This is a genomic window from Paraburkholderia sp. JPY465, assembly GCF_050436725.1.
In the GTDB taxonomy this organism is placed as follows: Bacteria; Pseudomonadota; Gammaproteobacteria; order Burkholderiales; family Burkholderiaceae; genus Paraburkholderia; species Paraburkholderia youngii.
Map to the genome: position 1 here is coordinate 1082451 of NZ_JBNDMT010000002.1, position 22797 is coordinate 1105247.

At 63.4% G+C, this 22797-nt stretch carries 17 protein-coding genes; 4 read left to right on the top strand and 13 right to left on the bottom strand.

Translation table 11 applies throughout. From position 1 onward, the window contains the following. Nucleotides 1-312: 312 nt before the first annotated feature. On the bottom strand, nucleotides 313-1425 hold the full coding sequence (locus tag QFZ94_RS07055; protein ID WP_429456006.1) for a porin: 1113 nt from the start codon (nucleotides 1423-1425) through the stop codon (nucleotides 313-315). A gap of 331 nt (nucleotides 1426-1756) precedes the next feature. On the opposite strand from QFZ94_RS07055, the gene QFZ94_RS07060 reads away from it, so the two are divergent. Continuing rightward, nucleotides 1757-3265, top strand: a complete 1509-nt coding sequence (locus tag QFZ94_RS07060; RefSeq protein WP_368585533.1) for an MFS transporter — start codon at nucleotides 1757-1759, stop codon at nucleotides 3263-3265. Between the two features lie 143 nt (nucleotides 3266-3408). Here QFZ94_RS07060 and QFZ94_RS07065 read toward each other — a convergent pair whose 3' ends face one another. The 4 genes from QFZ94_RS07065 to QFZ94_RS07080 all read right to left on the bottom strand — a co-directional run bounded on the left by QFZ94_RS07065 (nucleotide 3409) and on the right by QFZ94_RS07080 (nucleotide 9933). Then, nucleotides 3409-4227 carry a peptidylprolyl isomerase gene (locus tag QFZ94_RS07065; RefSeq protein WP_429456007.1) on the bottom strand — a complete coding sequence of 273 codons (819 nt, stop codon included), beginning with the start codon at nucleotides 4225-4227 and terminating at the stop codon, nucleotides 3409-3411. An 84-nt stretch (nucleotides 4228-4311) separates the two neighbouring features. Further along, nucleotides 4312-6585, bottom strand: coding sequence for a beta-glucosidase (locus QFZ94_RS07070; RefSeq protein ID WP_429456008.1), 2274 nt, complete (start codon nucleotides 6583-6585; stop codon nucleotides 4312-4314). Nucleotides 6586-7121: 536 nt separating this feature from the next. After that, on the bottom strand, nucleotides 7122-8471 hold the full coding sequence (gene gudD, locus QFZ94_RS07075) for a glucarate dehydratase (protein ID WP_429456009.1): 1350 nt from the start codon (nucleotides 8469-8471) through the stop codon (nucleotides 7122-7124). Nucleotides 8472-8601: 130 nt separating this feature from the next. After that, the gene (locus QFZ94_RS07080; RefSeq protein ID WP_429456010.1) at nucleotides 8602-9933 is read right to left on the bottom strand and encodes an MFS transporter; all 1332 of its coding nucleotides are present in this window, start codon (nucleotides 9931-9933) and stop codon (nucleotides 8602-8604) included. A 417-nt stretch (nucleotides 9934-10350) separates the two neighbouring features. Here QFZ94_RS07080 and QFZ94_RS07085 point away from each other — a divergent pair, with 417 nt between their 5' ends. After that, on the top strand, nucleotides 10351-11061 hold the full coding sequence (locus QFZ94_RS07085; protein WP_429456011.1) for a FadR/GntR family transcriptional regulator: 711 nt from the start codon (nucleotides 10351-10353) through the stop codon (nucleotides 11059-11061). Between the two features lie 57 nt (nucleotides 11062-11118). On the opposite strand, the gene QFZ94_RS07090 is transcribed toward QFZ94_RS07085, so the two are convergent. From QFZ94_RS07090 to QFZ94_RS07100, 3 genes are read right to left on the bottom strand one after another with little or no spacing between them, the layout of a single operon-like run. Continuing rightward, entirely contained in the window at nucleotides 11119-11424 is a 306-nt protein-coding gene (locus QFZ94_RS07090; protein WP_368585457.1) for an AtuA-related protein, read from the bottom strand. 1 nt (nucleotide 11425) lies between these two features. Beyond that, complete coding sequence (locus tag QFZ94_RS07095) at nucleotides 11426-12784, bottom strand: acyclic terpene utilization AtuA family protein (protein ID WP_429456012.1); 1359 nt, start codon at nucleotides 12782-12784, stop codon at nucleotides 11426-11428. A 25-nt stretch (nucleotides 12785-12809) separates the two neighbouring features. After that, the gene (locus QFZ94_RS07100) at nucleotides 12810-14114 is read right to left on the bottom strand and encodes a CitMHS family transporter (RefSeq protein ID WP_429456013.1); all 1305 of its coding nucleotides are present in this window, start codon (nucleotides 14112-14114) and stop codon (nucleotides 12810-12812) included. Nucleotides 14115-14212: 98 nt separating this feature from the next. On the opposite strand from QFZ94_RS07100, the gene QFZ94_RS07105 reads away from it, so the two are divergent. Beyond that, nucleotides 14213-15106 (top strand): LysR family transcriptional regulator, encoded by an 894-nt coding sequence (locus tag QFZ94_RS07105; protein WP_429456014.1) that lies wholly within the window; start codon nucleotides 14213-14215, stop codon nucleotides 15104-15106. A gap of 361 nt (nucleotides 15107-15467) precedes the next feature. Further along, nucleotides 15468-15695 carry a hypothetical protein gene (locus tag QFZ94_RS07110; protein WP_013092475.1) on the top strand — a complete coding sequence of 76 codons (228 nt, stop codon included), beginning with the start codon at nucleotides 15468-15470 and terminating at the stop codon, nucleotides 15693-15695. A gap of 188 nt (nucleotides 15696-15883) precedes the next feature. On the opposite strand, the gene QFZ94_RS07115 is transcribed toward QFZ94_RS07110, so the two are convergent. From QFZ94_RS07115 to QFZ94_RS07135, 5 genes are all read right to left on the bottom strand, one after another. Further along, nucleotides 15884-18112, bottom strand: a complete 2229-nt coding sequence (locus QFZ94_RS07115; protein ID WP_429456015.1) for an NADP-dependent isocitrate dehydrogenase — start codon at nucleotides 18110-18112, stop codon at nucleotides 15884-15886. A gap of 355 nt (nucleotides 18113-18467) precedes the next feature. Then, nucleotides 18468-19352 carry an alpha/beta fold hydrolase gene (locus QFZ94_RS07120; RefSeq protein ID WP_429456016.1) on the bottom strand — a complete coding sequence of 295 codons (885 nt, stop codon included), beginning with the start codon at nucleotides 19350-19352 and terminating at the stop codon, nucleotides 18468-18470. Between the two features lie 81 nt (nucleotides 19353-19433). Continuing rightward, nucleotides 19434-20696 carry a 3-(3-hydroxy-phenyl)propionate transporter MhpT gene (gene mhpT, locus QFZ94_RS07125; protein ID WP_429457730.1) on the bottom strand — a complete coding sequence of 421 codons (1263 nt, stop codon included), beginning with the start codon at nucleotides 20694-20696 and terminating at the stop codon, nucleotides 19434-19436. A 101-nt stretch (nucleotides 20697-20797) separates the two neighbouring features. Beyond that, a complete protein-coding gene (dmpG, locus tag QFZ94_RS07130; RefSeq protein ID WP_429456017.1) occupies nucleotides 20798-21829 on the bottom strand; it encodes a 4-hydroxy-2-oxovalerate aldolase in 1032 nt (343 codons plus the stop codon). 13 nt (nucleotides 21830-21842) lie between these two features. Further along, entirely contained in the window at nucleotides 21843-22793 is a 951-nt protein-coding gene (locus tag QFZ94_RS07135) for an acetaldehyde dehydrogenase (acetylating) (protein WP_429456018.1), read from the bottom strand. Nucleotides 22794-22797: the final 4 nt, after the last annotated feature.

The window sequence follows — 22797 nt, forward strand, 5'->3', positions numbered from 1 at the left end:
ATTCGAACGAAGAGCAATCAGCGGAACGCGCTCTCAATCTTCTCGCGCTGAAAGCTAACGTTAAAGTACGACGCAGATCGACCCGCGTCGCGGCGGCCCGAAATACCGCACTGGGGCTGCTCTGCGGGTCCATGTCTCTCAGGTTCTGGCCATCATCCTCGGATGCCAGAATCTTTAGGCCGACACACTGTGTCGGCTTTTTTTTATTCGCGACGCTTTTGCAATTCCGACTCGCGCGACTCTCTCGTCAATTCGCAGTCGCATCTAAAGTGCATTCGACATATACCAATTAATCACGTATTGCGATCCGCGCTAGAAACGCTCGATCACACCGAATTGAACACCCGCCACAGGCGCACCCGGATAGGCGACCGGCAGCCCGGTCACGTTGACGCCGCGCAGCGTGAAGCTCGAGTCGTCGTGATTCGCGAGATACGCGGCGCTGAAGTAGAGCAGCAGCGTCGGCGACATGCTGTATTCGAATGCCGCGCTGAACTGGTCGGCGCTGCCACCGGGCGTCGTGTAGTCGCGCACGTGCGCATAGCCGAGCGACGCGCGCGCGTTGGTCGAGAAGCTGTATTGCGCCGACAGCGAGCCGCCCGCGCCGTGATAGACCGGCGCGCCGCCATCGCCATTGAAGAAGGACAGCCATACGCGCAGTTTGCCGAACGCGTAGTTCGCGCCGCCGAGATTCGCGCGCAGAGCGCCGGCACCGTGGGTCTGCTGGCGCGCGTACAGCAGATGCAATTGGTCGAACCGATACGACGCGGTCACGTAATAGCCGTCGATACCGTTGCCGTCCTTCTCGGACGGATCGCGCATCGCCATCATCAGCGTCGCGCTAAAGCCGGCAATGCGCGGCGACAGATACGCAAGCGCATCGTTCGCATATGGGGTGATTTTCGACAGGTTGTTGAGCCCCGAAGCGATCGTGCCGGCGCCGAACGCGTCGAGATCGCCCTTGAACGGAATATAGATCGGCGAATACTGACGGCCGAAGCGCAGTTCGCCCCAGCCGCCGCTCGCGCCGATCCATGCCTGGCGATTGAAGATCGAGCCGGGCACCTGCAGGCTGCCGTCGGTCGAGCTGAAGCCGTTTTCCAGCGTGAACACGATCGCGTTGCCGCCGCCGAGCGGCTCTGCGCCGTGCAGCCCGACGCGCGAACCGCGATATGCGCCCGAGTCCATGCGCGCGACCCATCCCGAACCGGGGTCGGTGACTTCGACGCTCGTGTCGATCACGCCATACAGCGAGACGAAGCCGGCGTTGATTCCGGAAGCGGAGGCGGCGCCGGTGCCGGTATCGATGTCGGTGACGGCGCCTGCGCCGTGCGCGTAGAGCAGCAGCGCGCCACTTAACCAGGCCGCTGTCACGCCGCCCCTGGTCGTCAAGGCTTCGCGGACTGTGTTCGGCAGGCAAGCCATGACGTGACGCAGGATGAGTCCTCCTCAAACACATCGATCGGATATTCCGCGAGCGAACTTACCACGTTCGGGCGAGAGCATGCGCGCGGCAGCGTCGGTCGCAGTGTGGTTTTCGCGCGATGAACGGCTTTGACTAGGGGAAAACCCGTATAATCCTCAAGACGTCAGACAACTTGCGTACAATCGCCGGGTGCCTGACCGCGATACGCCGTGCAGCGTCCACCCCGAACCGCCTTCTGCCCGATCCGTGAATTCCACCGCCCCCGCCGCCAGTTCCGCCTCCGCCGCTCCCGCCGCCCCCGCCCTGCCGTTTCGCCACGCGCTTTACGCGATGCTCGGCATCGGTCTCGTCAATATGCTGGTCGCACTCGACCAGACCGTCGTCAGCACCGCGCTGCCGTCGATCGTCGCCGAGTTGCATGGCTTCGAATATTTCGCGTGGATCGCGAGCGCGTACCTGCTCGCGTCCGTCGTCACGGTGCCGGTGTTCGGGCGGCTCGGCGACTACTTCGGCCGCAAGCGCTTCGTGATCGCCGCGGTGATCACATTCACGGTCGCGTCGGTGTTGTGCGGCCTCGCCAACAGCATGCTGTTTCTCGCGATCGCGCGCGGACTGCAAGGCATCGGCGGCGGCATGATGGTCGGCACCGCGTTCGCGTCGATTCCCGATCTGTTCCCCGACCCGCGTACCCGTGTGCGCTGGCAGGTCGTGCTGGCCGCGACCTACGGCATCGGCACGGCGACGGGCCCGTCGCTCGGCGGCTGGATGAGCGAGCACCTCGGCTGGCGCTCGACGTTTCTCATCAATCTGCCGGTCGGCGCGGCCGCGCTCTATTTCGTCTGGATCCATCTGCCGAACTTCCGGCGGCCGCAGGACGGCGAAGTCAAGATCGACTGGCTCGGCGCTGGGCTCGTCGCGGGCGTGCTCGGCGGGTTGCAGGCCTTCATCGAAGCGGTGCCGAAGAGTGGCCTCACGGTGGGCAATCTCGTGCTCGGTGCGTGCGTGATGATCGGCGCGGTCGCGCTCTTCAAGTGCGAAAAGCGCGCCACGCATCCGATCATTCCGCTCGATCTGTTCAAGGACGCGCAGCTCGTCACGCTATTCACGCTCGGCATGCTGTCCGGCTTCGTGATGTTCTCGCTGATCTTCTTCGCGCCTTTGCTGCTGCAAGGCGGCTTCGGTCTGTCGCCGCAGCAGGCCGGCTTGCTCGCGACGCCGATCGCCGCGTGCATCGCGCTCGGCAGTCTGCTGAACACGCGCATCGTGATTCACATGAAGAAGCCCACGCGCATTCTGACCATCGGTTTCGGGCTGCTGATGTTCGCGTCGATCGCGCTCGCTTTCGCGAATCCGGATACGCCGCGCTTGCGCATCGTGCTGCCGATGGGCGCCGTCGGCATCGGCCTCGGCTTCATCCTGAACAATCTGAACGTGTTCGGCCAGGAGATCGCCGGACGCGAGCGCTTCGGCATCACGACCGCGCTGCTGCAATCGACCCGTATGGTCGGCGGCATGCTCGGCACCAGCATCGTCGCGACGGTCGTGCAGCATCACTATCGCGACGTCGTCACGCGCACGATGAGCGTGCTCGGCGAGCCGGCCTCATCGCAATGGCGGCCGCGTTTCGTGGATCTGCGCATCCTGATCGACGATGCGTCGCGCACGCAGCTGATCGCGGACATGAAGACGTCGGGACTCGATACGCTCGCGCTGATCGATAGCGCGCGCGATGCGCTCGTGCAGTCCATTCATATGGGCGTGTGGCTGACGGCGGTGGCATCGCTCGCGGCCGCGCTGCTGGTGCAACGGATCTCGCACGTGGTGTTTCGCAAGAGCTGAGTGCGGGAATATCAGCGGCAAATAAAAAAAGCTCCCCGATCCGAATGAAAGGCCGGGGAGCGAATGGGTTGGACGAAGAGACCCGACGTCGTCACATCAGGCTCGCAATCGCATCCCAAGGATGACGAACGTGATTTGGCCGCTTACTGAATGGTGGCTTTCGCTCTAAGATCCTTCACCATCCTGTCGACGAGTTCCGCTTGCGCCTGCTGGTACAGCATCGGCTTCATGTCTTCGAACGACGGAACCTGCAAAGGGCGAGTGTCATCGACTTCGATCACATGAAAACCGTATCCGGTCTTGACCGGCGTGCGCGTGTATTCGCCCTTGTGCAAATGCGAAACCGCGTCAGCAAACGGTTTGACCACCTTGCTCGAAGTTATCCAGCCCAGATCTCCGCCGTTGTATCGAGTGTCGGCATCGATCGATTCCTTTGCGAGGTCGCCGAATGACGCTCCCTTGTTCAGCTTCGCAATGATGTCTTTTGCCTGACCTTCATCCTTGACGAGGATATGGCGGACTTTATATTGCGCGCTTCCGCCCTTTGCTTTCATATCGTTGTACATCGCCTTCAATTGATCGTCGCTGACAGGATTCTTTTTCAGAAAGTCCTGCATGTACGCTCTGACGATCTCGATCTCCCACGTCGCCTGCGCCTGCGAGAGAATCCTTTGCCGCGCGGCCTCGGCACGTGCCGCGACTTCCGGGTTGCGGTCGAAGCCAGTTTTCTGCGCCTGCTGGAACAGAACTTCGCGCCGGATCAATTCGTCCCGGACATGGTCGGTCAATTGTGGGGAATCAGAAAATCCTTGCGCATGCGCCTGTCCGACGTACAAATCGGCGTCGGCTTGAGAAACCGGTTTGCCATTGACCGTGACAAAGGGCTTCTCTGTCGCACTCGTCGCCAGCGAGAGCGTTGCACCGAGCACAAGTGCCAACATCCGTAGTGATAGTACTTTCATTAAGCGGACCACTTTGGTTGGTGTGTGTAACGCCAGGTCCGATCAGGGATCGAATCTGATCAGACTCTGGCGCTTTATTCGACTTTATTTGGTAATAGTTCCGGCGAGAGTCAGGCTGCGCGACGAGTTCCCGATATACACCGAGTAGGAACCAGTCGGCGTCGTCCACTGCTGCGCATCCTTACTCCAGGTGCTGAGCGGATGATTCGGCGCGGCGGGATCGATCGTGATCGACACCGTCTGCGTTGCGCCCGCATTCAGACTGACCTTCTGGAATCCCACCAGACGCCTGGGCGGCTCTCCCGCCGACGTCGGCAGCGCAACGTACACCTGCGGAACTTCGGCGCCCGCGACGGAACCCGTATTCTTCACGACCGCGCTAACCGTGTAAGTGCCGTTTGCTCCGGTACTGACGGTCGGATTGGTAATCGTGAAGGTCGTGTACGAAAGTCCATAACCGAACGGGAATGCCGGAGTCTTGCCCATCGCGTCGTACCAGCGGTAGCCGACATTGAGCGCTTCGGAGTAGATGACCGTCGCGCTTCCGTTGATCGACACACCCGGGTATTGGTAAGCCGTAATCGAATCCATGAAGCGCTGGCCGACCTGCGGGAACGTCACAGGTAGCTTGCCGGACGGATTCGCGACACCCCACAGCAGATCCGCCACGATATGCCCGTCTTCCTGACCGGGGAACCACGTTTCGAGAATCGCGCTCGCGGCGGATGTCCCGCCGGTGAGGATCGACGAATCGAGCGCTTCGGCGGCGCTGTCCTTCAGAACGAGCACGGTGTTGCTGTTTGCCGCGACGATGGTCTGCAGCAACGCGAGCGTGTTGCTGTTCTTTGCGGTACTCGAGGTAGTGATCGAGCTCGACTTTGGCGAATACCAGTCGAGCGTATTCAGGTACTTGCCGGTGTCGAGCGTCAGGCCCGTCGAGTCGGTAAAGGTCGCCTGGTCAGCACCTTCCTCCGACATGGAGCCGGCCATGAAGATCACCGCGTCGGCGCCGGTCGCCGCTGACGTGACGTCGGAGATGGTGGCGGCCGCGCCGTCGATCGTGCCGGTCGAATTGTTGTCGTCGACGAGCGCCAGATGAACCTGAGCACCGGTATTGCCGAGGTTCGCATGCGTGTCCTTGAGGCCCTGCACCGGCGTCACGGTGTACAAGGCGACGACGTCGGAGCTGCCGCCGCCCGAACCCATCGGGTGGCCGACCGAGCTGCCGCCGGCAACCGCTTGCTGCGCATAGACCTGTGTCGTCTTGCCGACCACGAGGACGTTTCGGACCGTCTTCTTCAGCGGCAAAGTCCCGTTGTTTTGCAGCAGCACGGCCGACTGTTCACCGATCTGCTTCGCGACCGCACCGTCAGCCGTCGCGTTGATCGCGGTCTGAGCAATAGGCCGATCGAAGATGCCCGCGCGGAACATCTGCGTGTATCGGCGCAGCAGCGCATTGTCGATATCCGAGGTCTGAATCTGTTCCGAAGCCAAAGCTGCATTCAGGTTTGCCGGCGACCAGTTCTGTGGCAGCGGCATTTCGTTGTCCATGCCTGCCAGAAGCGTCGGCGCGGTACTGTGCGCCGCAAAGAAGTCCGACTGCACGTAGCCCTTGAAGCCCCATTGCCCGCGAAGCACATCGGACAGGATGTGCTTCTGCTCGCACATCGAAAAACCGTTCACCGAGTTGTACGAACACATGACGGCGCCGACGTTGCCTGCCTTCACCGCCATTTCGAACGGCAGCATATAGAGTTCGTGCAACGTCTGGTCGTCGATGCTTTCCTGAATCGTCATGCGATTCGTTTCCTGCTCATTCGCCACGAGGTGCTTCGCCATTGCGATCATGCCGTGGGCTTGCACGGCCTGGATTTCGGCGACACCCATCGTGCCGGTGAGATAGGGGTCCTCGCCCATGTACTCGAAGTTGCGTCCGCCCACCGGCAATCTTGCCAAGTTCATACCGGGTGCTTCGAACACGTGCAGAGCCAGGTTTCTTCCTTCGACGCCGACCACGTTGCCAAACTGGGTCGCGACGGAAGGATCGAACGAAGCCGCCATCGCGATGGCTGAAGGCAGAGCGGTCGCCTTGGCGGAGCTGGAATCCGTATAGGCGGCAAAGCCCGATACGGACGGAGAAACGCAGTCGTTCTGGCCGATACCCACCGGCCCATTGGTGATGCGCAAGGTCGGAATAGCGTACTTCGTCAGGCCGAGAATGTGCCGCGCACCGTAGCACTGCGGCAATTCAGGCAGGATGCCGGGATTCGAACCGGCCAATTGCTCTTCCTTATCGGCAAGCGCCATGGCTGGGACAAGCAATGCCGCGCGTGCTTCGGGAGACAGTGACGTATTCATCCATGGCATGGTGGATGTCTGCGTCGGGGCTGCCGTTGAAGCCGCCGTTGTGTTCGGACTGTCACTGCCACCGCACGCCGCCAGAATGAATACGAAACTTGCGGCAGCGGCTGTTCTCCTCTGAGTGAATTTCACAGACATGTCTTTCCTCAATTGTTATATGCACAAACGCGAGACGCGCATCGGTCGTTTTAATGTGAAGGACTGCGATTCGATTTATTGCCAGTTTTCCGCTTGCTGCTGCTCCGGGCCCGAGTCTAAAAGACGTGCAAGCCTGGCTGGAAACTTCTCGTCCCCGACGCTCACCTCAACGTGGACATGATTCGCTCTCCAGTGAAGCCATCGTAATGATTTAATCGTCATCAGACGACTAGGGTTTACGTTACGCCAATGAAAACAAACACTTATACTGCATGCACGGACGTCTGATGAGTGAAGAGAAGCGAACGAGAAAGGCCACGGCCGGAAAACAAAAAAGCCTGGCGGACCGCACCGTTGGTGCAGGCCGCCAGGCTTTCGATTGAGTTAAATCGTCGTTAACGCACGAGACACGGACGCTTGTTATCGAACTTCCAGTTCGGAATCAGATATTGCATGGCAACGCCGTCGTCGCGCGCGCCGAGGCCGTGCTGCTGATACAGCGCGTGCGCCTTTTCGAGTTCGTCCATATCGAGCTCGATGCCGAGACCCGGCTTCTGCGGCACCTTGACCTTGCCGCCGACGATCTGCAGCGCATCGCGCGTCAGGAACTGACCGTCCTGCCAGATCCAGTGCGTATCGATCGCGGTGATCTTGCCCGGCGCCGCGGCCGCGACGTGCGTGAACATCGCGAGCGAAATGTCGAAGTGGTTGTTCGAATGCGAACCCCACGTGAGGCCCCAGTCGTTGCACATCTGCGCGACGCGCACCGAGCCCTGCATGGTCCAGAAATGCGGATCGGCGAGCGGAATGTCGACCGATTGCAGCTGGATCGCGTGACCCATCTGGCGCCAGTCGGTCGCGATCATGTTGGTCGCTGTCGGCAGGCCGGTCGCGCGGCGGAACTCGGCCATCACTTCGCGGCCCGAATAGCCGTTCTCCGCGCCGCACGGATCTTCCGCATAAGCGAGCACGTCGTGCTTGTCACGGCACAGGCGCACCGCTTCGGCGAGCGACCACGCGCCGTTCGGGTCGAGCGTCACGCGCGCTTCGGGGAAGCGCTCGGCCAGCGCCGTCACCGCTTCGATTTCCGCGTCGCCTTGCAGCACGCCGCCCTTCAGCTTGAAGTCGTTGAAACCGTAGCGCGCCTTCGCGGCCTCGGCGAGACGCACGACCGTTTCCGGCGTCATCGCTTCTTCGGTGCGCACACGCTCCCAGTCATCGCGCGCACCCGAGTTGTTCGCGTACGGCAAATCGGTCTTGTTGCGATCGCCGATATAGAACAGATAGCCGAGCATTTCCACCTCGTCGCGCTGCTGGCCTTCGCCGAGCAGTGCCGCGACGGGCACGCCGAGATGCTGACCGAGCAGGTCGAGCAGCGCCGCTTCGAGCGCGGTGACCGCGTGAATCGTCGTGCGCAGGTCGAAGGTCTGCAGGCCGCGGCCGCCCGCGTCGCGATCGGCGAATTGCGTGCGCACCTTGTTCAGGATCGCCTGCAGATTTCCGATCGACTGACCGACCACGAACGGCCGCGCGTCGTCGATCGTCTTGCGGATGTTCTCGCCGCCCGGCACTTCGCCGACACCAGTATGGCCCGCACTGTCGCGCAGGATCACGACGTTGCGCGTGAAGAACGGACCATGCGCGCCGCTCAGATTCATCAGCATGCTGTCGCGGCCAGCGACGGGCACGACGCGCAGTTCGGTGACGACCGGCGTGGCGTTCGATTCGGTAGGTTTGGTGGACATGGGGAAAGCACCTGTGTGATGAAGTAAGCCGGCCGGCGGAAGCCGCCGCGCGCTGCGTGGGCGTTCGACCGGACCGGATGAAAACGCGAATACAGAAGAACTGACGGCCGCATACGAGCCGTCAGTGTAGTCAATGCGCGTTGCCGCGCAACGACTCGGGCGAAGGCTCGCGATTGCCGGGCTTGTTGCGCGTCAGGAAGCCGGCCGCTGCCGCGAGCAGCGACGCGACGCCGAGGCCGTACAAGCCGCCCGTGATCGAGCCCGTGTGCTGCTGCAGATAGCCGAACGTGGCCGGCGCGAAGAAGCCGCCGAGGTTGCCGAGCGAGTTGATCAGCGCAAGCACGCCGGCGGCGACGCGCGCGTCGAGGTAGCCCTGCGGAATCGGCCAGAACAGCGAAGACGCGGCCTTGAAGCCGATCGCCGAGAAACAGATCGCGACGAACGAGAACACCGGGTTGCCCGACGTCGACGCAAACAGGCCAACCGCGGCGATGACGAGCGCGACCGCGAGCCAGCCCTGTTGATGACGCCATTTCGCCGACACCACAGCGAAGCCATACATCGCGACCATCGCGATCAGCCACGGAATCGCGTTGAACATGCCGACCTCGAAGTCGGACAGGCCGCCCATCTTGCGGATGATCGTCGGCAGCCAGAAAGTGGCCGCGTAGATCGTCAGTTGGATCGCGAAGTACAGGAAGCAGAACAGCGCGATCTGCGGGTCCTTCAGCAGCTTCACCGTCGGCAGATGCGCGCCGCCCTGCGCTTCGCGTTCAGCCTGTTCGGCCGCGATCGATCGTTCGAGCACGCGCTGCTGTTCGGCGGTGAGCCAGTGTGCGTCGCGGATGTGCGACTTCAGCAGCAACCAGCTGACGACGCACAGCACGATCGAGAACCCGCCTTCGATCAGGAACATCCACTGCCAGCCCTGCAGGCCGAGGCCGCGAATCGACAGCAGCGAACCGGTGATCGGACCGGACAGCACCGACGCGAGCGCCGAACCCGACAGAAAGATCGCCATCGCCTTGCCGCGCTCTTTTTGCGGCAGCCACTGCGTGAAGTAAAAGACGACGCCGGGAAAGAAGCCCGCCTCGGCGACGCCGAGCAGGAACCGCAGCACGTAAAACGACGTGTCGTTCCAGACGAACGCCATCGCGCCCGCCACCAGCCCCCACGTGCCCATGATGCGCGTGAGCCACGCGCGCGCGCCGAACTTCTGCATCAGCACGTTCGACGGCACTTCGAACAGCGCGTAGCCGATGAAGAACAGCCCGCTGCCGAGCCCGTAGGCCGCCGCGCCGATGCCGAGATCGGTCTTCATGTGCGCGTTGACGAAGCCGATGTTCACGCGGTCGATGTAGTTCGCGATGAACATGATCAGGAAAAGCGGCAACACGTTGCGCTTCACCTTCGCGACCGCTGATTGCAGCGGGTCGAGCGCGGTAGTGAGAACTGATGTCAAGTTTTGTCTCCCCTGTGGGCCATGTGGCCTGGTGGAACGCAGCGCGACGCAACGGTTCGATACGAGACCCGCCGATGCGCCTGATACGTTGTCTGACGACAGTCTACCGCGTTATTTTTCCCAGATCCAGTTGGGTGTTTACCCTGCGCGCGTTGATTGATTCCCTTGGGATATCGGCCGATTCAGGGCTTTAAAGGCTACAACCACTTCTGAAATCTAGCTCGGACTAAGACGTCCGATGTCTTTAAATGGCGGCTCCCTACCAGCAGCTCATGCGCTTGCGCAACCGCCCGCCTCATCCTCGCTCCACCCCGCGTCCGGCGCGGAAAAAATAGCCCGCACCGAGGCCGCCGAACCCGGCAGAATCGAGTACAGTCCTGTGCAATACTCTGTTGGATCAGTCAACCAGCCACAAAAATGAGCAGCCTAACTGAAAAGGTGGTGGCCACCCTTTCCGATGAAATTCGCCGCGGGGCGCTGAGGCCAGGCGATCGCATCCCCACCGAAGTCGCGATGATGAAGCAGTTGTCCGTGAGCCGCTCCGTGGTGCGCGAGGCGATTTCGCGTCTTCAGGCAGCGAGGATCGTCGAGACACGCCACGGCATCGGCACGTTCGTGCTCGCGCCCGCCGCGGAAAAGCCGATGCAGCTTCCCGCCGCCGATCTCACCAGCATGCTCGACGTAATGGCGATCATCGAGTTCCGGATCGACGTCGAAGCGGCCGCGGCCGCGCTCGCGGCATCGCGGCGCACCGAGCAGAACCTGAAGCAGATTCGCATCGCGCTCGACCGCTTCGAGTCGGAACTCGAGCGCGGCAGCACCGACACGCTCGCGCACGACATCGAGTTCCATCTGCAGATCGCACGCGCGAGCGGCAACCGCTACTTCTTCGACGTGCTGAGCCAACTCGGCCGCTCGGTCAGCCCGCGCACGCGGCTCGGTTCGGCCGAGATCGCCGAGCTCGACCATATCGAGATACTGCGCAGCGTGCTCGGCGAGCACTTGATGATCTATCGCGCGATCGAGCGTCAGGACGCCGACGACGCGCGCGCCGCGATGCGCATGCATCTGAGCAACAGCCGCGAACGTCTGCGCCGCGCGCATGACTTGACGAAGGCTGGCGTGTGACCGCATGCGGGGCCGATCGACCGCCCCGCAATACGACACACCGCCAGCAGCACCCGCTCACTCCCCCACGTCCAGATCCATCAACGCCGAACTCAGCGATTTGCCATGCGCATCGAGCGCGAGCGAACGCGTAACGCCGCCGCCGAGCGCATCGCCGAGCACGAAGTTGAACGCGGCAAGGCCCGGCAACTCGTGCCGCACCACGTCACCGCGCACCACATCCCGCAGATGCGCGCTGACGCGCTGGGGCGTCAACACATCGCGTAACCGCTCGTAGTGCCGCGCGTCGTAGCAGATCACCGAGATGTTGAGCGTATTGCCCTTGTCGCCGGTGCGCGAATGAGCCAGTTCACGGAGTTTCATCTCAAGCCTCCACTAGCGAGAAAGCCGGCGTCGCATGCTCGCGCGGCAGCAGCACCGATTGCACGGCGACCACCTCGCGCGCCGCCTTCGTCACTCCGCCCCCGCCCGCCGGTCCGTTCGCGTACAGCGTCTCGACCTCGTTGCCGATGCGCACCGCTTCCGCGAGCGACGCCGTGCGCCCCGCCACCCGCGCGCGCACTTCGTACGGCTCGCCATGGCCAGCCGCGACCGTCTCGCCATGCAGTGCGTTCACGCCGATGAGATCGAAGCGCAGTTCGCGCGCCTCTACACCGGTCAGCGCGAGCCGTTCTCGCACGATATCGAGAGCGAGCCGCGCCCGCGCCAGCGCGCCCGGTCCGCCGTACGAAATCTGCCCTTCGCCGATATAGCCGTCGAAATACGCAACCGACACTTTCAGCGTCGCGGTGCGCTCCGTGCCGCCACCGCCAGTGACGCGCACACGGTCCGGGGCTTCCTGTTCGACGCGCACCTGCGAGAAATCGGCGACCACGTCGGGTTGCAGATAGCGACGAGGATCGTGAATCTCGTACAGCAACTGCTCCTTGCACGTCGCTTCGGTCACGAGCCCGCCACTTCGCGCGAGCTTCGTGATCGCCACCGAACCGTCCCGCGCAACTTCGGCGATCGGAAAGCCGAGCCGCGCGAGATTCGGCACGTCCTTGAAGCCGGGGTCTGCGAAATAGCCGCCGGTGATCTGCCCTGCGCATTCGAGCAGATGGCCGATTACCGTCGCCTGGCCGAGCATCGGCCAGTCGTCCATGCGCCAGCCGAATTCGTGGACCAGCGGCGCGACGAACAGCGACGGATCGGCGACGCGCCCGGTCAGTACGATCTGCGCGCCGGCCGCGAGCGCGTCGACGATGCCGCTCGCGCCGAGATATGCATTCGCCGATATCAGCCGGTCCTCGTACGCGGCCACCGCGTCGCCCGATTCGACGAAATGGAACTCGCCCGCACGCACGACGTCGAGCACGTCGTCGCCGGTGACGGCGGCAATCCTCAGCCCGCCGAGACCGAGCTCGCGCGCGATCTGTGCGGTCCTGCGCGCCGCCGCGCGAGGATTGGCCGCGCCCATGTTCGACACGATACGCACGCCGTTGCGCGCCGCGACGGGCAGCACCGCGCGCATGCGCGCTTCGAGCAGCGGGTCGTAGCCGAGCTCCGCGTCCTTGCTGCGCGCCTGCTGCGCGATCGCGATCGTGCGTTCGGCGAGGCATTCGAAGACCACATAGTCGAGCTGGCCGTGTTCCGCGAGTTCGAGCGCGGGTTCGATGCGGTCGCCCGAGTAGCCCGCGCCCGCGCCGATGCGCACGACGCGTTCAGATTCAATGGCTGTCATGGTGCTGCCGTCCGTTCAATGAAACTCACAGTGGAAAGATCCCGAGCGCGACGCACGCGATCGTCATCACGACCGACGCGCCGAACAGCAGGGGAAACGTGAATCTTTGATGATCGGCCAGCTCGATGCCGCATAGGCCGACCACGAGGAACGTCGCGGGCGTGAGCGGGCTGACCGGAAAACCGGTGGTCATTTGTCCGAGCAACGCGGCCTGTCCGACGTGCACTGCTGGCACGCCGAGCTGGCCCGCCACTTCCGCGATCACCGGCAGTACGCCGAAATAAAATGAATCGGGATCGAACAGCATGCTGAGCGGCATCGACAGCAGGCCGAGCACGATCGGAATATGGCTCGCCATCGCCGGCGGCACGAAGCCGACCGCCGCCTGCGCCATCGCCTTCAGCATCCCGCTGCCCTGCATCACGCCGGTGAACACGCCGGCCGCGAGCAAGATGCCGGCCATCATCAGCGCGGCGCGCGCATGCGCGTCGATCCGTTTGCGCTGCATGTCGACGTTCGGATAGTTGACCATCAACGCGATGCACAGGCCCACCATGAACATGACGGCCGGCGGAATCTTCTCGCCCATCACGACCATCGTGCCCAGCACGACAAGCGTCAACACGATGTTGAACCAGAAGTTTTGCGGGCGGCGCAGCGCCTGTTGTTCTGGCGTCAGTTCGCGTTGCGGCATCGGCACGGAACCGCTCGCGGCAGTGAGGCCGAGGCGCTTTTCCTCGCGCCGCCCGAGCCAGTACGCCATCGAGAACACGAATACGAGGCCGATCGCCTGCACCGGAATCAGCGGATTGAATAGCGCCGAAATCGGCAGATGCAACGACGCCGACGCGCGAATCATCGGCCCTGTCCACGGCAGGAAGTTGATGCCGGCCGCCATCGATACCGCCGCGGCGAGCACGCGCCGGTCCATCTTCAGGCGATCGTAAAGCGGCAGCATCGCGGGAATCGTGACGAGGAAACAGACGGCGCCGGAGCCGTCGAGGTGGATCAGCAGCGCGAGCAGCGTGGTGCCCATCACGATACGCGTGGGCCGCGTGCCGACCGCGCGCAGGATACGCTCGATGATCGGGTCGAGCGTGCCGGCGTCAGTGATCGTGCCGAAGTACAGGATCGCGAATACGAACATGCAGACGACCGGCGCGAGGCTTTTCAGACCGTCGACCACGAACTTGCTGGTCTGCAGGCCGACGCCGCCGAGCAGCGAGGCCGCGAGCGGCACGATGATCAACGCGACGAGCGGCGACATGCGTTTGGACAGGATCGCGCCGAGCAGCACGACGATGGTAGCCAGCCCCAGCAATGGCAGCATGAGCTTGTCTCCAGGTTGTTTTTTAGTGTGATCGAGCGTAAGTTCTGCACAGCAATAAAACAATTGAAATGAATTGATTGCAGCAATCACAAATCATCATGGATCTGAATCTGCGGGACATCCGCGCGTTTATCGCGGTCGCCCAAACGGGCAGCTTCACGCGCGCGGCCGCGCGGCTGCATCTGTCGCAACCGGCGTTGACGGTGCAGATTCGCCGGCTCGAGGAAACGGTCGGCCTGCGCCTGTTCGATCGCAACAGCCGCAATGTCGCGCTGACGCCGACCGGCCGGGAGCTGCTGCCCGTGCTGCAGAAATCGCTGCACGACATGGAGCACGTGCTACTCGATGCACGCGCGCTCGGCGAAGGCGCGAGCGGTACGGTGCGCATCGCCTGCCTGCCGACCTTCGCGGCGAGCGTGCTGCCCGAGCTCGTGCAGGCGCTGAGAAAAGCCGTGCCGCGCGTCGGCTTCGAGGTGCGCGACGTCGTCGCGAGCATGGTCAACACGCTGGTGCGCAACGAGGAAGTCGATATCGGGCTGACCGGCGGCGAGCTGAACGACAGCGGGCTCGAGGTGCTGCACGAGGGTATCGACCGGCTCGTCGCCGTGTTGCCGAAGCAGCACGCACTCGCGCGGCGGCGCCGGCCCGTCACGCTCGGCGATCTGGCCAACGAGCCGCTCGTGCTGACCGCGCAGGGCACGAGCGTACGTGCGGTGGTCGACAGCGCGTTCGCCGACGCGCAATGTGAGCCGCGCATCGCCTGCGAGCCGACCTACATGATGAGCGCGGTCGCGATGGCGCGCGCCGGGCTCGGCATCACGATCCTGCCGGCGTCGGCGCGCGAGGTGCGCGCTGAGCCCGAGTTGGTCGCGCGGCCGATCGACGAAGCCGCGTTCACGCGCCGCGTCGCGCTGATCCGAAAGCGCGGCCGAACCTTGCCGCCGGTGACCGAGACCTTCGTCGCGATGTTGATCGAGCGGATCGACGCGTGACAGGGGCGCATGGCGTCGATTTATACGTCGCGAGAGCCCTAATTTTCACGATCTGAAACGATGCCGCGCGTCGTAAAAAACCATGGTGCGCGGCACAAAGCGGGCATTTCACGATGTCCGGCAGCGTTGCACATCGCAAAATGAAACGCCTAAGCCATTGTTTTTGCGAGAATATTTTTAATATAAAGAACGGTTTGACGCCCGCTTGCGAGCCGACTCGCTGACGTAGACTCTTTCACAAGAGCATGCGCTTCACGCAGTCGGATTCGAGGGGCCTCACGACATGGCCACCCAAATCCCAGAGATTGCGCAGAAGCCGTCACGAATCGCGGCTTTTTTATTGGTAACTGGGAGACTAAAAATGAAAGGCTTTCGCTTTGGTTCGACGCAGGGAGCGTTCTACATTCTGCCGGGTCAGGACGGCTGGGAAGCCACCTACGGCAACGAAACGCTCGGAGAATTCTCGAGCCCGCAACAGGCCGCCGACGACCTCGCGCGCGGCCTGAGCTGCGAGCATCTGTCCGAGCTCGACACGTCGACGCTCGAAATTCCGGAGAAACTCGCTGATTGGGAAATCGTTCACGTATAAGGACGGATATGACCGACGGCGACGTAGCAGTGAAAGCAGAAACGACAATGGCGCCCGAAGGCGCCATTGTCGTATTTGCGGTCCTGCTTGCGGCTTTGTGCGCGGTTGCGCTGCGTACTTACCGCGTGGCTTTCCGGTGCAGCGCAGTTGCGGCCGCGATGCTTACCGCATCAGCAGCCCGCGCGGCTTCAAGCCACCGAATCGACGATCGCGTTCAGCGTCGCGCTCGGGCGCATCGCCTTGCTGGTCAGCTCGACGTTCGGACGGTAGTAGCCGCCGATATCCACCGGCTTGCCCTGCGCCGCGCCGAGTTCCGCGACGATCTTCGCCTCGTTGTCGGCCATCGCCTTCGCGACGCCCGCGAACTGCGCCTGCAGCGCCGCGTCGTCGGTTTGCGCGGCCAGTGCTTCGGCCCAGTACATCGCGAGGTAGAAGTGGCTGCCGCGATTGTCGATGCCGCCGACCTTGCGCGCCGGCGACTTGTCGTTGTCGAGGAACTTGCCGGTCGCCTGATCGAGCGTCTTCGCGAGAACCTGCGCCTTCGGGTTGTGATACGCGGTGCTCAGATGTTCGAGCGATGCCGCCAGCGCCAGGAATTCACCGAGCGAATCCCAGCGCAGGAAGCCTTCTTCGACCAGCTGCTGCACGTGCTTCGGCGCCGAACCGCCCGCGCCGGTTTCGAACATGCCGCCACCGGCCATCAGCGGAACGATCGACAGCATCTTCGCGCTGGTGCCCAGTTCCATGATCGGGAACAGGTCGGTCAGGTAGTCGCGCAGCACGTTGCCGGTGACCGAGATCGTGTCCTTGCCCGCGCGGATGCGCTCGACCGAGAACTTCGTCGCATCGACCGGCGTCATCACGCGGATGTCGAGACCATTGGTGTCGTGATCCTTCAGGTACTGTTCGACCTTCTTGATGATCTGCGCATCGTGCGCGCGCACCGGGTCGAGCCAGAACACTGCCGGCGTGTTGGTCGCGCGGGCGCGGTTCACCGCGAGCTTGACCCAGTCGCGGATCGGCGCGTCCTTGGTCTGGCACATACGGAAGATGTCGCCTTCCTCGACCGGCTGCTCCAGCAGCACCGCGCCGGCTTCGTCGGTCACGCGGACCACGCCGTTCGCCGCGATCTGGAACGTCTTGTCGTGTGAACCGTATTCTTCCGCGGCTTGCGCCATCAGGCCGACGTTCGGCACCGTGCCCATCGTGACCGGATCGAACGCGCCGTGCTTCTTGCAGTCTTCGATCACAGCCTGGTACACGCCGGCGTAGCAACGGTCCGGAATCACCGCCTTCGCGTCGTGCAGCGCGCCGTCGGCGCCCCACATCTTGCCCGACTCGCGGATCATCGCCGGCATCGACGCGTCGACGATCACGTCGCTCGGCACGTGCAGGCTCGTGATGCCCTTGTCCGAGTTGACCATCGCGAGCGGCGGACGCTGTTCGTACTGCGCCTTGATGTCGGCTTCGATCGCCGCGGCCGTTTCAGCCGGCAGATCCTTCAGACGCGCGTACAGGTCGCCGATACCGTTGTTCGGGTTGAAGCCGACCTTGGCCAGCGCTTCCGCGTGCTTCGCGAGCACGTCCTTGTAGAACACCGACACCACGTGGCCGAAGATGATCGGGTCCGAGACCTTCATCATCGTGGCCTTCAGGTGCACCGAGAACAGCACGCCGTTCGCCTTCGCGTCGGCGATCTGCGCTTCGATGAAGCTGCGCAGCGCCTTCTTGCTCAGCACCGACGCGTCGATGATTTCGCCTGCCAGCACCGGCGTTTTCGCCTTCAGGACCGTGGTCGTGCCGTCCGCGGCGGCCAGCTCGATCTTCACGCTACCGGCTTGCGCGATCAGCGTCGACTTTTCGCTGCCGTAGAAATCGCCGCCGCTCATGTGCGAGACGTGCGACTTCGAGTCCGCGCTCCATGCGCCCATCTTGTGCGGATGCTTGCGCGCGTAGTTCTTCACCGACAGCGGCGCGCGGCGGTCCGAGTTGCCTTCGCGCAGCACCGGGTTCACCGCGCTGCCCTTGATCTTGTCGTAGCGGGCCTTGACGTCCTTCTCGGCGTCGGTCGTCGCGACGTCCGGGTACGACGGCAGCTTGTAGCCCTGATCGCGCAACTCGGCGATCGCGGCCTTCAGTTGCGGCACCGACGCGCTGATGTTCGGCAGCTTGATGATGTTCGCTTCCGGGCGCGTGGTGAGTCCACCGAGCTCCGCCAGATCGTCGGAAGCCTTCTGTTCTGCGCTCAGGTAGTCGGGAAATGCGGCAATGATCCGGCCGGCGAGCGAGATGTCACGCGTTTCGACGAGCACGTCGGACGAGCGCGTGAACGCCTTGACGATCGGCAGCAGCGAGTACGTCGCCAGTGCGGGCGCTTCGTCGGTCAGGGTGTAGATGATCTTCGGCGGTGTGGACATGATTAATGCTTTGCTAGGAAGTGATAGACAGAGCGTTGGCAGTCGAGGCCAGCGCAAATCGCGGCGCGATGGCGACGGCGCCGGTTCGGCACGACGCAACCCCGCGACCTTCGTTTTGCGATACGACCGAGAGTATATGCGCGTTTTCCACTAAATGTGGGTAAACAAACAGGTCCGCAAGACCCTGCCGAAAAGGGTCGAGCCCCGACTGGCAAGGGTTTGCGGCCGATTAACCCGGTCTTAAGACAGATATCTTATAGATGACTTGCGACGTATTATTTTTGGCTAAATGCGAATGGATCGCATTAGCCCGCCGCCGCAACGGCGCGCCAGTCGCCCGCAACAACAACCCGCCTTACCCCTCGCGCCCGAGGAACTCGACCACCATCCGGTTGAACTTGTCCGCATGCTCCCACTGCGCCCAATGCCCGCAGCGGCCGAACACATGCAGATCGGCGTTCGGCATCCCGGCAACGAGTCGCAGGCCGACGTCCATCGGCACGAAGCGATCGTCGCGGCCCCAGATCACCAGCGTCGGCGCGGCCACTTCGCCGAGGCGCGGCCCGTAGTCGTTGAACTGCTTCGGATTCGCGGCGAGGCTCGCGACGAAGTTCTCGAGATGGTCGCGCCGTGCCAGCATATTCGCGAGACGCGCCTGCATCAGATCCTCGGTCAACGCCTTCGTGTCGAACACGAAGACGCTCATCATGCGCTGCAGGTTCTCGATGGTCGGGTTACGGTACAGGCCTTGCAGCAGCTTGATGCCTTCGGTCGGCATCGGCACGAACTGGCTCGGGCCGCCGGTGCCGCCGCCCATCAGCACGAGCTTGCCGACGCGCTTCGGTTCCAAGAGCGCGAACGCGACCGCGCTATGCCCGCCCATCGAGTTGCCGATGAGATGCGCGCGTTCGATATCGAGCGCATCGAGCAACGCCTTCAGGCAGCGCGCGTTGAGTTCCGAGCGCGAACCCTTGCAGACGATCGGATCGCTCTTGCCCCACCCGAGGCAGTCCATCAGGATCACGCGATAGCCCGCCGCGACGAGCGGCTCGACGTTGCGATTGAAGTTGGCCCAGCCGGTCGCACCCGGTCCCGAGCCGTGCAGCATCACGACCGTTTCCGCGCCCTGCTCCACGTCGTTGTAGTGCAGTTGCACCTCGCGGCCATCTTCAGTGATCCGGACGAATTTGCTGGTCGCTTCTTCACTGATCGCCACTGCTTGTGTATTTGTATTGCTCATGTCGGATTCCTGTGTTTCACGAGTTGAGTGACTGCGGGCCGCCGCTGACGGCAAGCCCGCTCCATATTTCAGGCCGCAAAACTACTGCGCGGCCGCCGCGGTATATCGAAGTGTCGAGCGATTCACGACGAGCCACGCACCGATCGCGGCGACTGCGATCAGCGGAATGCTCGCGCCGAGCAGCACGCTCGCGCCCTGACCGATCGCGAGCAGTTGCCCCGCGATCAACGGTCCGAGGATCGAGCCGAGACGGCCAACCGCCACGGCCGCGCCGACGCCGGTGCCACGCACTTCGGTCGGGTACAGGCTGCTTGCCAGCGCATACAGCACCGACTGGCCGCCGACCAGGAACAGGCCCGCGAGCAGACCGCCCCACGCCATCGACGCGCCGCCGTTCGCGCTCAGCAACGCACCGAGCGCAACGACGATGCCGACATACATGCCCGCGACCGTGCGGCGCCGGCCCATCCGGTCCATCATGCCGGCGATCACGATCGCGCCGATGCCGCCGCCGATGTTGAACATCATCTGCACGACACCCGACTGCACGCGCGTCAGACCGCGCGTCAATACGAGCGACGGCAGCCAGTTGATCAGGAAATACAGCACGATCAGCGTGCCGAGATAGCTGATCCACAACGCGATCGTCGTGCCCGCGCGCCCTTCCTGCCACAGCGCGCGCGTCACGCTGGCGGCCGCATCGCGGCGCGCGCCCGTGGTTGCGCGCGCCGCGACGAACTGCGCCGACTCGCGCATGAACAGCGCAAGCAGCGGCAGCACCAGCAACGGCCCGAACCCGCCGACGTAGAAGATATGCCGCCAGCCCGCATCGCCCGGGCTGATGATGCCGACCACCGCCGCGAGCGCCGCGCCGAACGGCATGCCGCAATACATCGCGCCGACCGCGGTGTTGCGCTGATGCGGCGGCGCCGCTTCCGAGCACAGCGCGATCAGATTCGGCATCGCCGCACCGAGACCGAGGCCAGTCAGAAAGCGCGCGGCGAGCAGGCTGTTCAGATCCCATACCTGCGCGGTCGCGAGCGAAAAGAGGCCGAACAGCGCGACCGACCACATCAGCACGCGCTTGCGCCCGAGCCGGTCGGCGAGACGTCCGCCGATCGCGGCTCCGGGCAGCAGCCCGAGTGCGCCGATGCTGAACGCCCAGCCCATCTGCGCGACCGCGAGATGAAATTCGCGCGCCATGCGCGGTGCGGCGAGGCCGGTCGATTGCAGGTCGACGCCTTCGAGCAGCGCGACGATCAGGCAGAGCCCGATCGTCAGCGCGCCGCTGGCAAGAGGTTTCGTCGACTGCGTTGTTGGTGTTGCTCGTGTTGACTGCCGCATGAATGTCTCCAATGTTGAATCAGCATCGCTCTTGCGGCGACCTTGCTGGATGAAATGAACGCTGCGCGCGCGGCATGCGGCGCCGCCGAGCAGCGTCTGGGTCATGAAGCCACTGCGTCGGTTGCGCGTGCGCGCTTCAGATCCAGTGCGACGTCGACGATCATGTCTTCCTGACCGCCGACCATGCGGCGCTTGCCCAGTTCGACCAGAATGTCGACGGTCTTCAGGCCGTACTTGTTCGCGGCCACTTCCGAATGACGCAGGAAGCTCGAATACACACCCGCATAACCGAGCGCGAGCGTTTCGCGATCGACGCGCACCGGGCGGTCCTGCAGCGGACGCACGATGTCATCGGCGGCGTCCATCAGCGTGTAGAGATCGGTGCCGTGATTCCAGCCCATGCGCTCCGCTGCCGCGATGAACACTTCGAGTGGCGCATTGCCCGCGCCCGCGCCCATTCCCGCAAGTGAGGCGTCGATCCGGTCGCAACCTTCTTCCACTGCGACGATCGAGTTCGCCACGCCCAGCGACAGGTTGTGGTGCGCGTGCATGCCCGTTTGCGTTTCGGGTTTCAGCACGGCCTTCACCGCGCGGAAGCGGTCGCGCACGTCGTTCATCGTCAGCGCGCCGCCCGAATCGACCACGTAAATGCAGGTCGCGCCGTAGCTTTCCATCTTCTTCGCTTCGACTGCCAGGTTCTCCGGCGTGCTCATGTGGCTCATCATCAGGAAGCCGACGGTGTCCATGCCGAGTTCGCGTGCGTATTCGATGTGCTGCTTCGAGATATCGGCTTCGGTGCAGTGGGTCGCCACGCGCACCACGCGTGCGCCCGCGCGGTACGCAGCCTTCAGGTCGTGGATCGTGCCGATGCCGGGCAGCAGCAGCGTCGCGATCTGTGCGTGCTCGACGACGTCGGCGACCGCTTCGATCCATTCAAGGTCGCTATGCGCGCCGAAGCCGTAGTTGAAGCTCGACCCTTGCAGGCCGTCGCCGTGCGCCACTTCAATCGAATCGACTTTCGCCTTGTCCAATGCGCGCGCGATGTCCTGCACGTTCTGGATCGAGTACTGGTGACGAATCGCGTGGCTGCCGTCGCGCAGCGTCACGTCGGAGATATAGAGTTTTTTGTCCATGCGGGAAGTCTCCTTAAGCCTCTGATGCCTGCACGAGCGCCTGCGCCATGCGCTCGGCGGTCGCGAGCGCGGCCGAAGTCATGATGTCGAGATTGCCGGCATAGGCAGGGAGGTAGTGCGCGGCGCCTTCCACTTCGAGAAACACCGAGCTCTTCAAACCGCTGAACATGCCGAGGCCCGGAATATTGAGCGGCGCGTTCGCCGGGATTACATCGAACTGCACCTTCTGCTTCAGGCGATAGCCGGGCACGTACGCGTGAACCTTCGCGACCATCTCCTCGATCGACTGCTCGAGCTTGTCGAGGTCGGCCATCTCCGACAGCGTATAGACGGTGTCGCGCATCATCACCGGCGGTTCGGCCGGATTGAGCACGATGATCGCCTTGCCTTTCGCCGCGCCGCCGACCACTTCGATCGCCTTCGAGGTCGTCTCGGTGAATTCGTCGATATTCGCGCGCGTGCCGGGACCGGCCGACTTGCTGCTGATCGACGCGACGATCTCCGCGTAGTGGACCTTGGCGACGCGCGACACGGCCGCGACCATCGGAATGGTCGCCTGACCACCGCACGTCACCATGTTCACGTTGGGTGCGTCGATATGCGCGTCGAGATTGACGACCGGCACGCAGTACGGCCCGATTGCGGCCGGCGTCAGGTCGATCAGGCGAATGCCAGGCTTGCGAGCACGCAGGAACGCATCGTTCTTCACGTGCGCGCCGGCCGAAGTCGCGTCGAACACGAAATCGATGTCTTCGAACACCGGCAGACGCGTCAGACCTTCGACACCTTCATGCGTGGTCGCGACGCCAAGCCGCGCGGCGCGCGCGAGACCGTCGGAGTTCGGATCGATGCCGACCATCGCCGCCATCTCCAGATGCCGGCCGTTGCGCATGATCTTGATCATCAGATCCGTGCCGATATTGCCGGAGCCGATGATCGCGACTTTCAGTTTTTCGGAAGCCATATTG

Excerpts from the sequence above, each read along its gene's own strand:
- QFZ94_RS07090 (WP_368585457.1), bottom strand. The coding sequence starts at position 11,424 with ATGAAACTCCGTGAACTGGCTCATTCGCGCACCGGCGACAAGGGCAAT.
- QFZ94_RS07105 (WP_429456014.1), top strand. The coding sequence starts at position 14,213 with ATGGATCTGAATCTGCGGGACATCCGCGCGTTTATCGCGGTCGCCCAA.
- mhpT (WP_429457730.1), bottom strand. The coding sequence starts at position 20,696 with ATGCGGCAGTCAACACGAGCAACACCAACAACGCAGTCGACGAAACCT.
- QFZ94_RS07115 (WP_429456015.1), bottom strand. The coding sequence starts at position 18,112 with ATGTCCACACCGCCGAAGATCATCTACACCCTGACCGACGAAGCGCCC.
- QFZ94_RS07060 (WP_368585533.1), top strand. The coding sequence starts at position 1,757 with ATGCTCGGCATCGGTCTCGTCAATATGCTGGTCGCACTCGACCAGACC.
- QFZ94_RS07100 (WP_429456013.1), bottom strand. The coding sequence starts at position 14,114 with ATGCTGCCATTGCTGGGGCTGGCTACCATCGTCGTGCTGCTCGGCGCG.
- QFZ94_RS07135 (WP_429456018.1), bottom strand. The coding sequence starts at position 22,793 with ATGGCTTCCGAAAAACTGAAAGTCGCGATCATCGGCTCCGGCAATATC.
- QFZ94_RS07055 (WP_429456006.1), bottom strand. The coding sequence starts at position 1,425 with ATGGCTTGCCTGCCGAACACAGTCCGCGAAGCCTTGACGACCAGGGGC.
- gudD (WP_429456009.1), bottom strand. The coding sequence starts at position 8,471 with ATGTCCACCAAACCTACCGAATCGAACGCCACGCCGGTCGTCACCGAA.
- QFZ94_RS07070 (WP_429456008.1), bottom strand. The coding sequence starts at position 6,585 with ATGAATACGTCACTGTCTCCCGAAGCACGCGCGGCATTGCTTGTCCCA.
- QFZ94_RS07110 (WP_013092475.1), top strand. The coding sequence starts at position 15,468 with ATGAAAGGCTTTCGCTTTGGTTCGACGCAGGGAGCGTTCTACATTCTG.
- QFZ94_RS07095 (WP_429456012.1), bottom strand. The coding sequence starts at position 12,784 with ATGACAGCCATTGAATCTGAACGCGTCGTGCGCATCGGCGCGGGCGCG.
- QFZ94_RS07120 (WP_429456016.1), bottom strand. The coding sequence starts at position 19,352 with ATGAGCAATACAAATACACAAGCAGTGGCGATCAGTGAAGAAGCGACC.
- QFZ94_RS07065 (WP_429456007.1), bottom strand. The coding sequence starts at position 4,227 with ATGAAAGTACTATCACTACGGATGTTGGCACTTGTGCTCGGTGCAACG.
- QFZ94_RS07085 (WP_429456011.1), top strand. The coding sequence starts at position 10,351 with ATGAGCAGCCTAACTGAAAAGGTGGTGGCCACCCTTTCCGATGAAATT.
- dmpG (WP_429456017.1), bottom strand. The coding sequence starts at position 21,829 with ATGGACAAAAAACTCTATATCTCCGACGTGACGCTGCGCGACGGCAGC.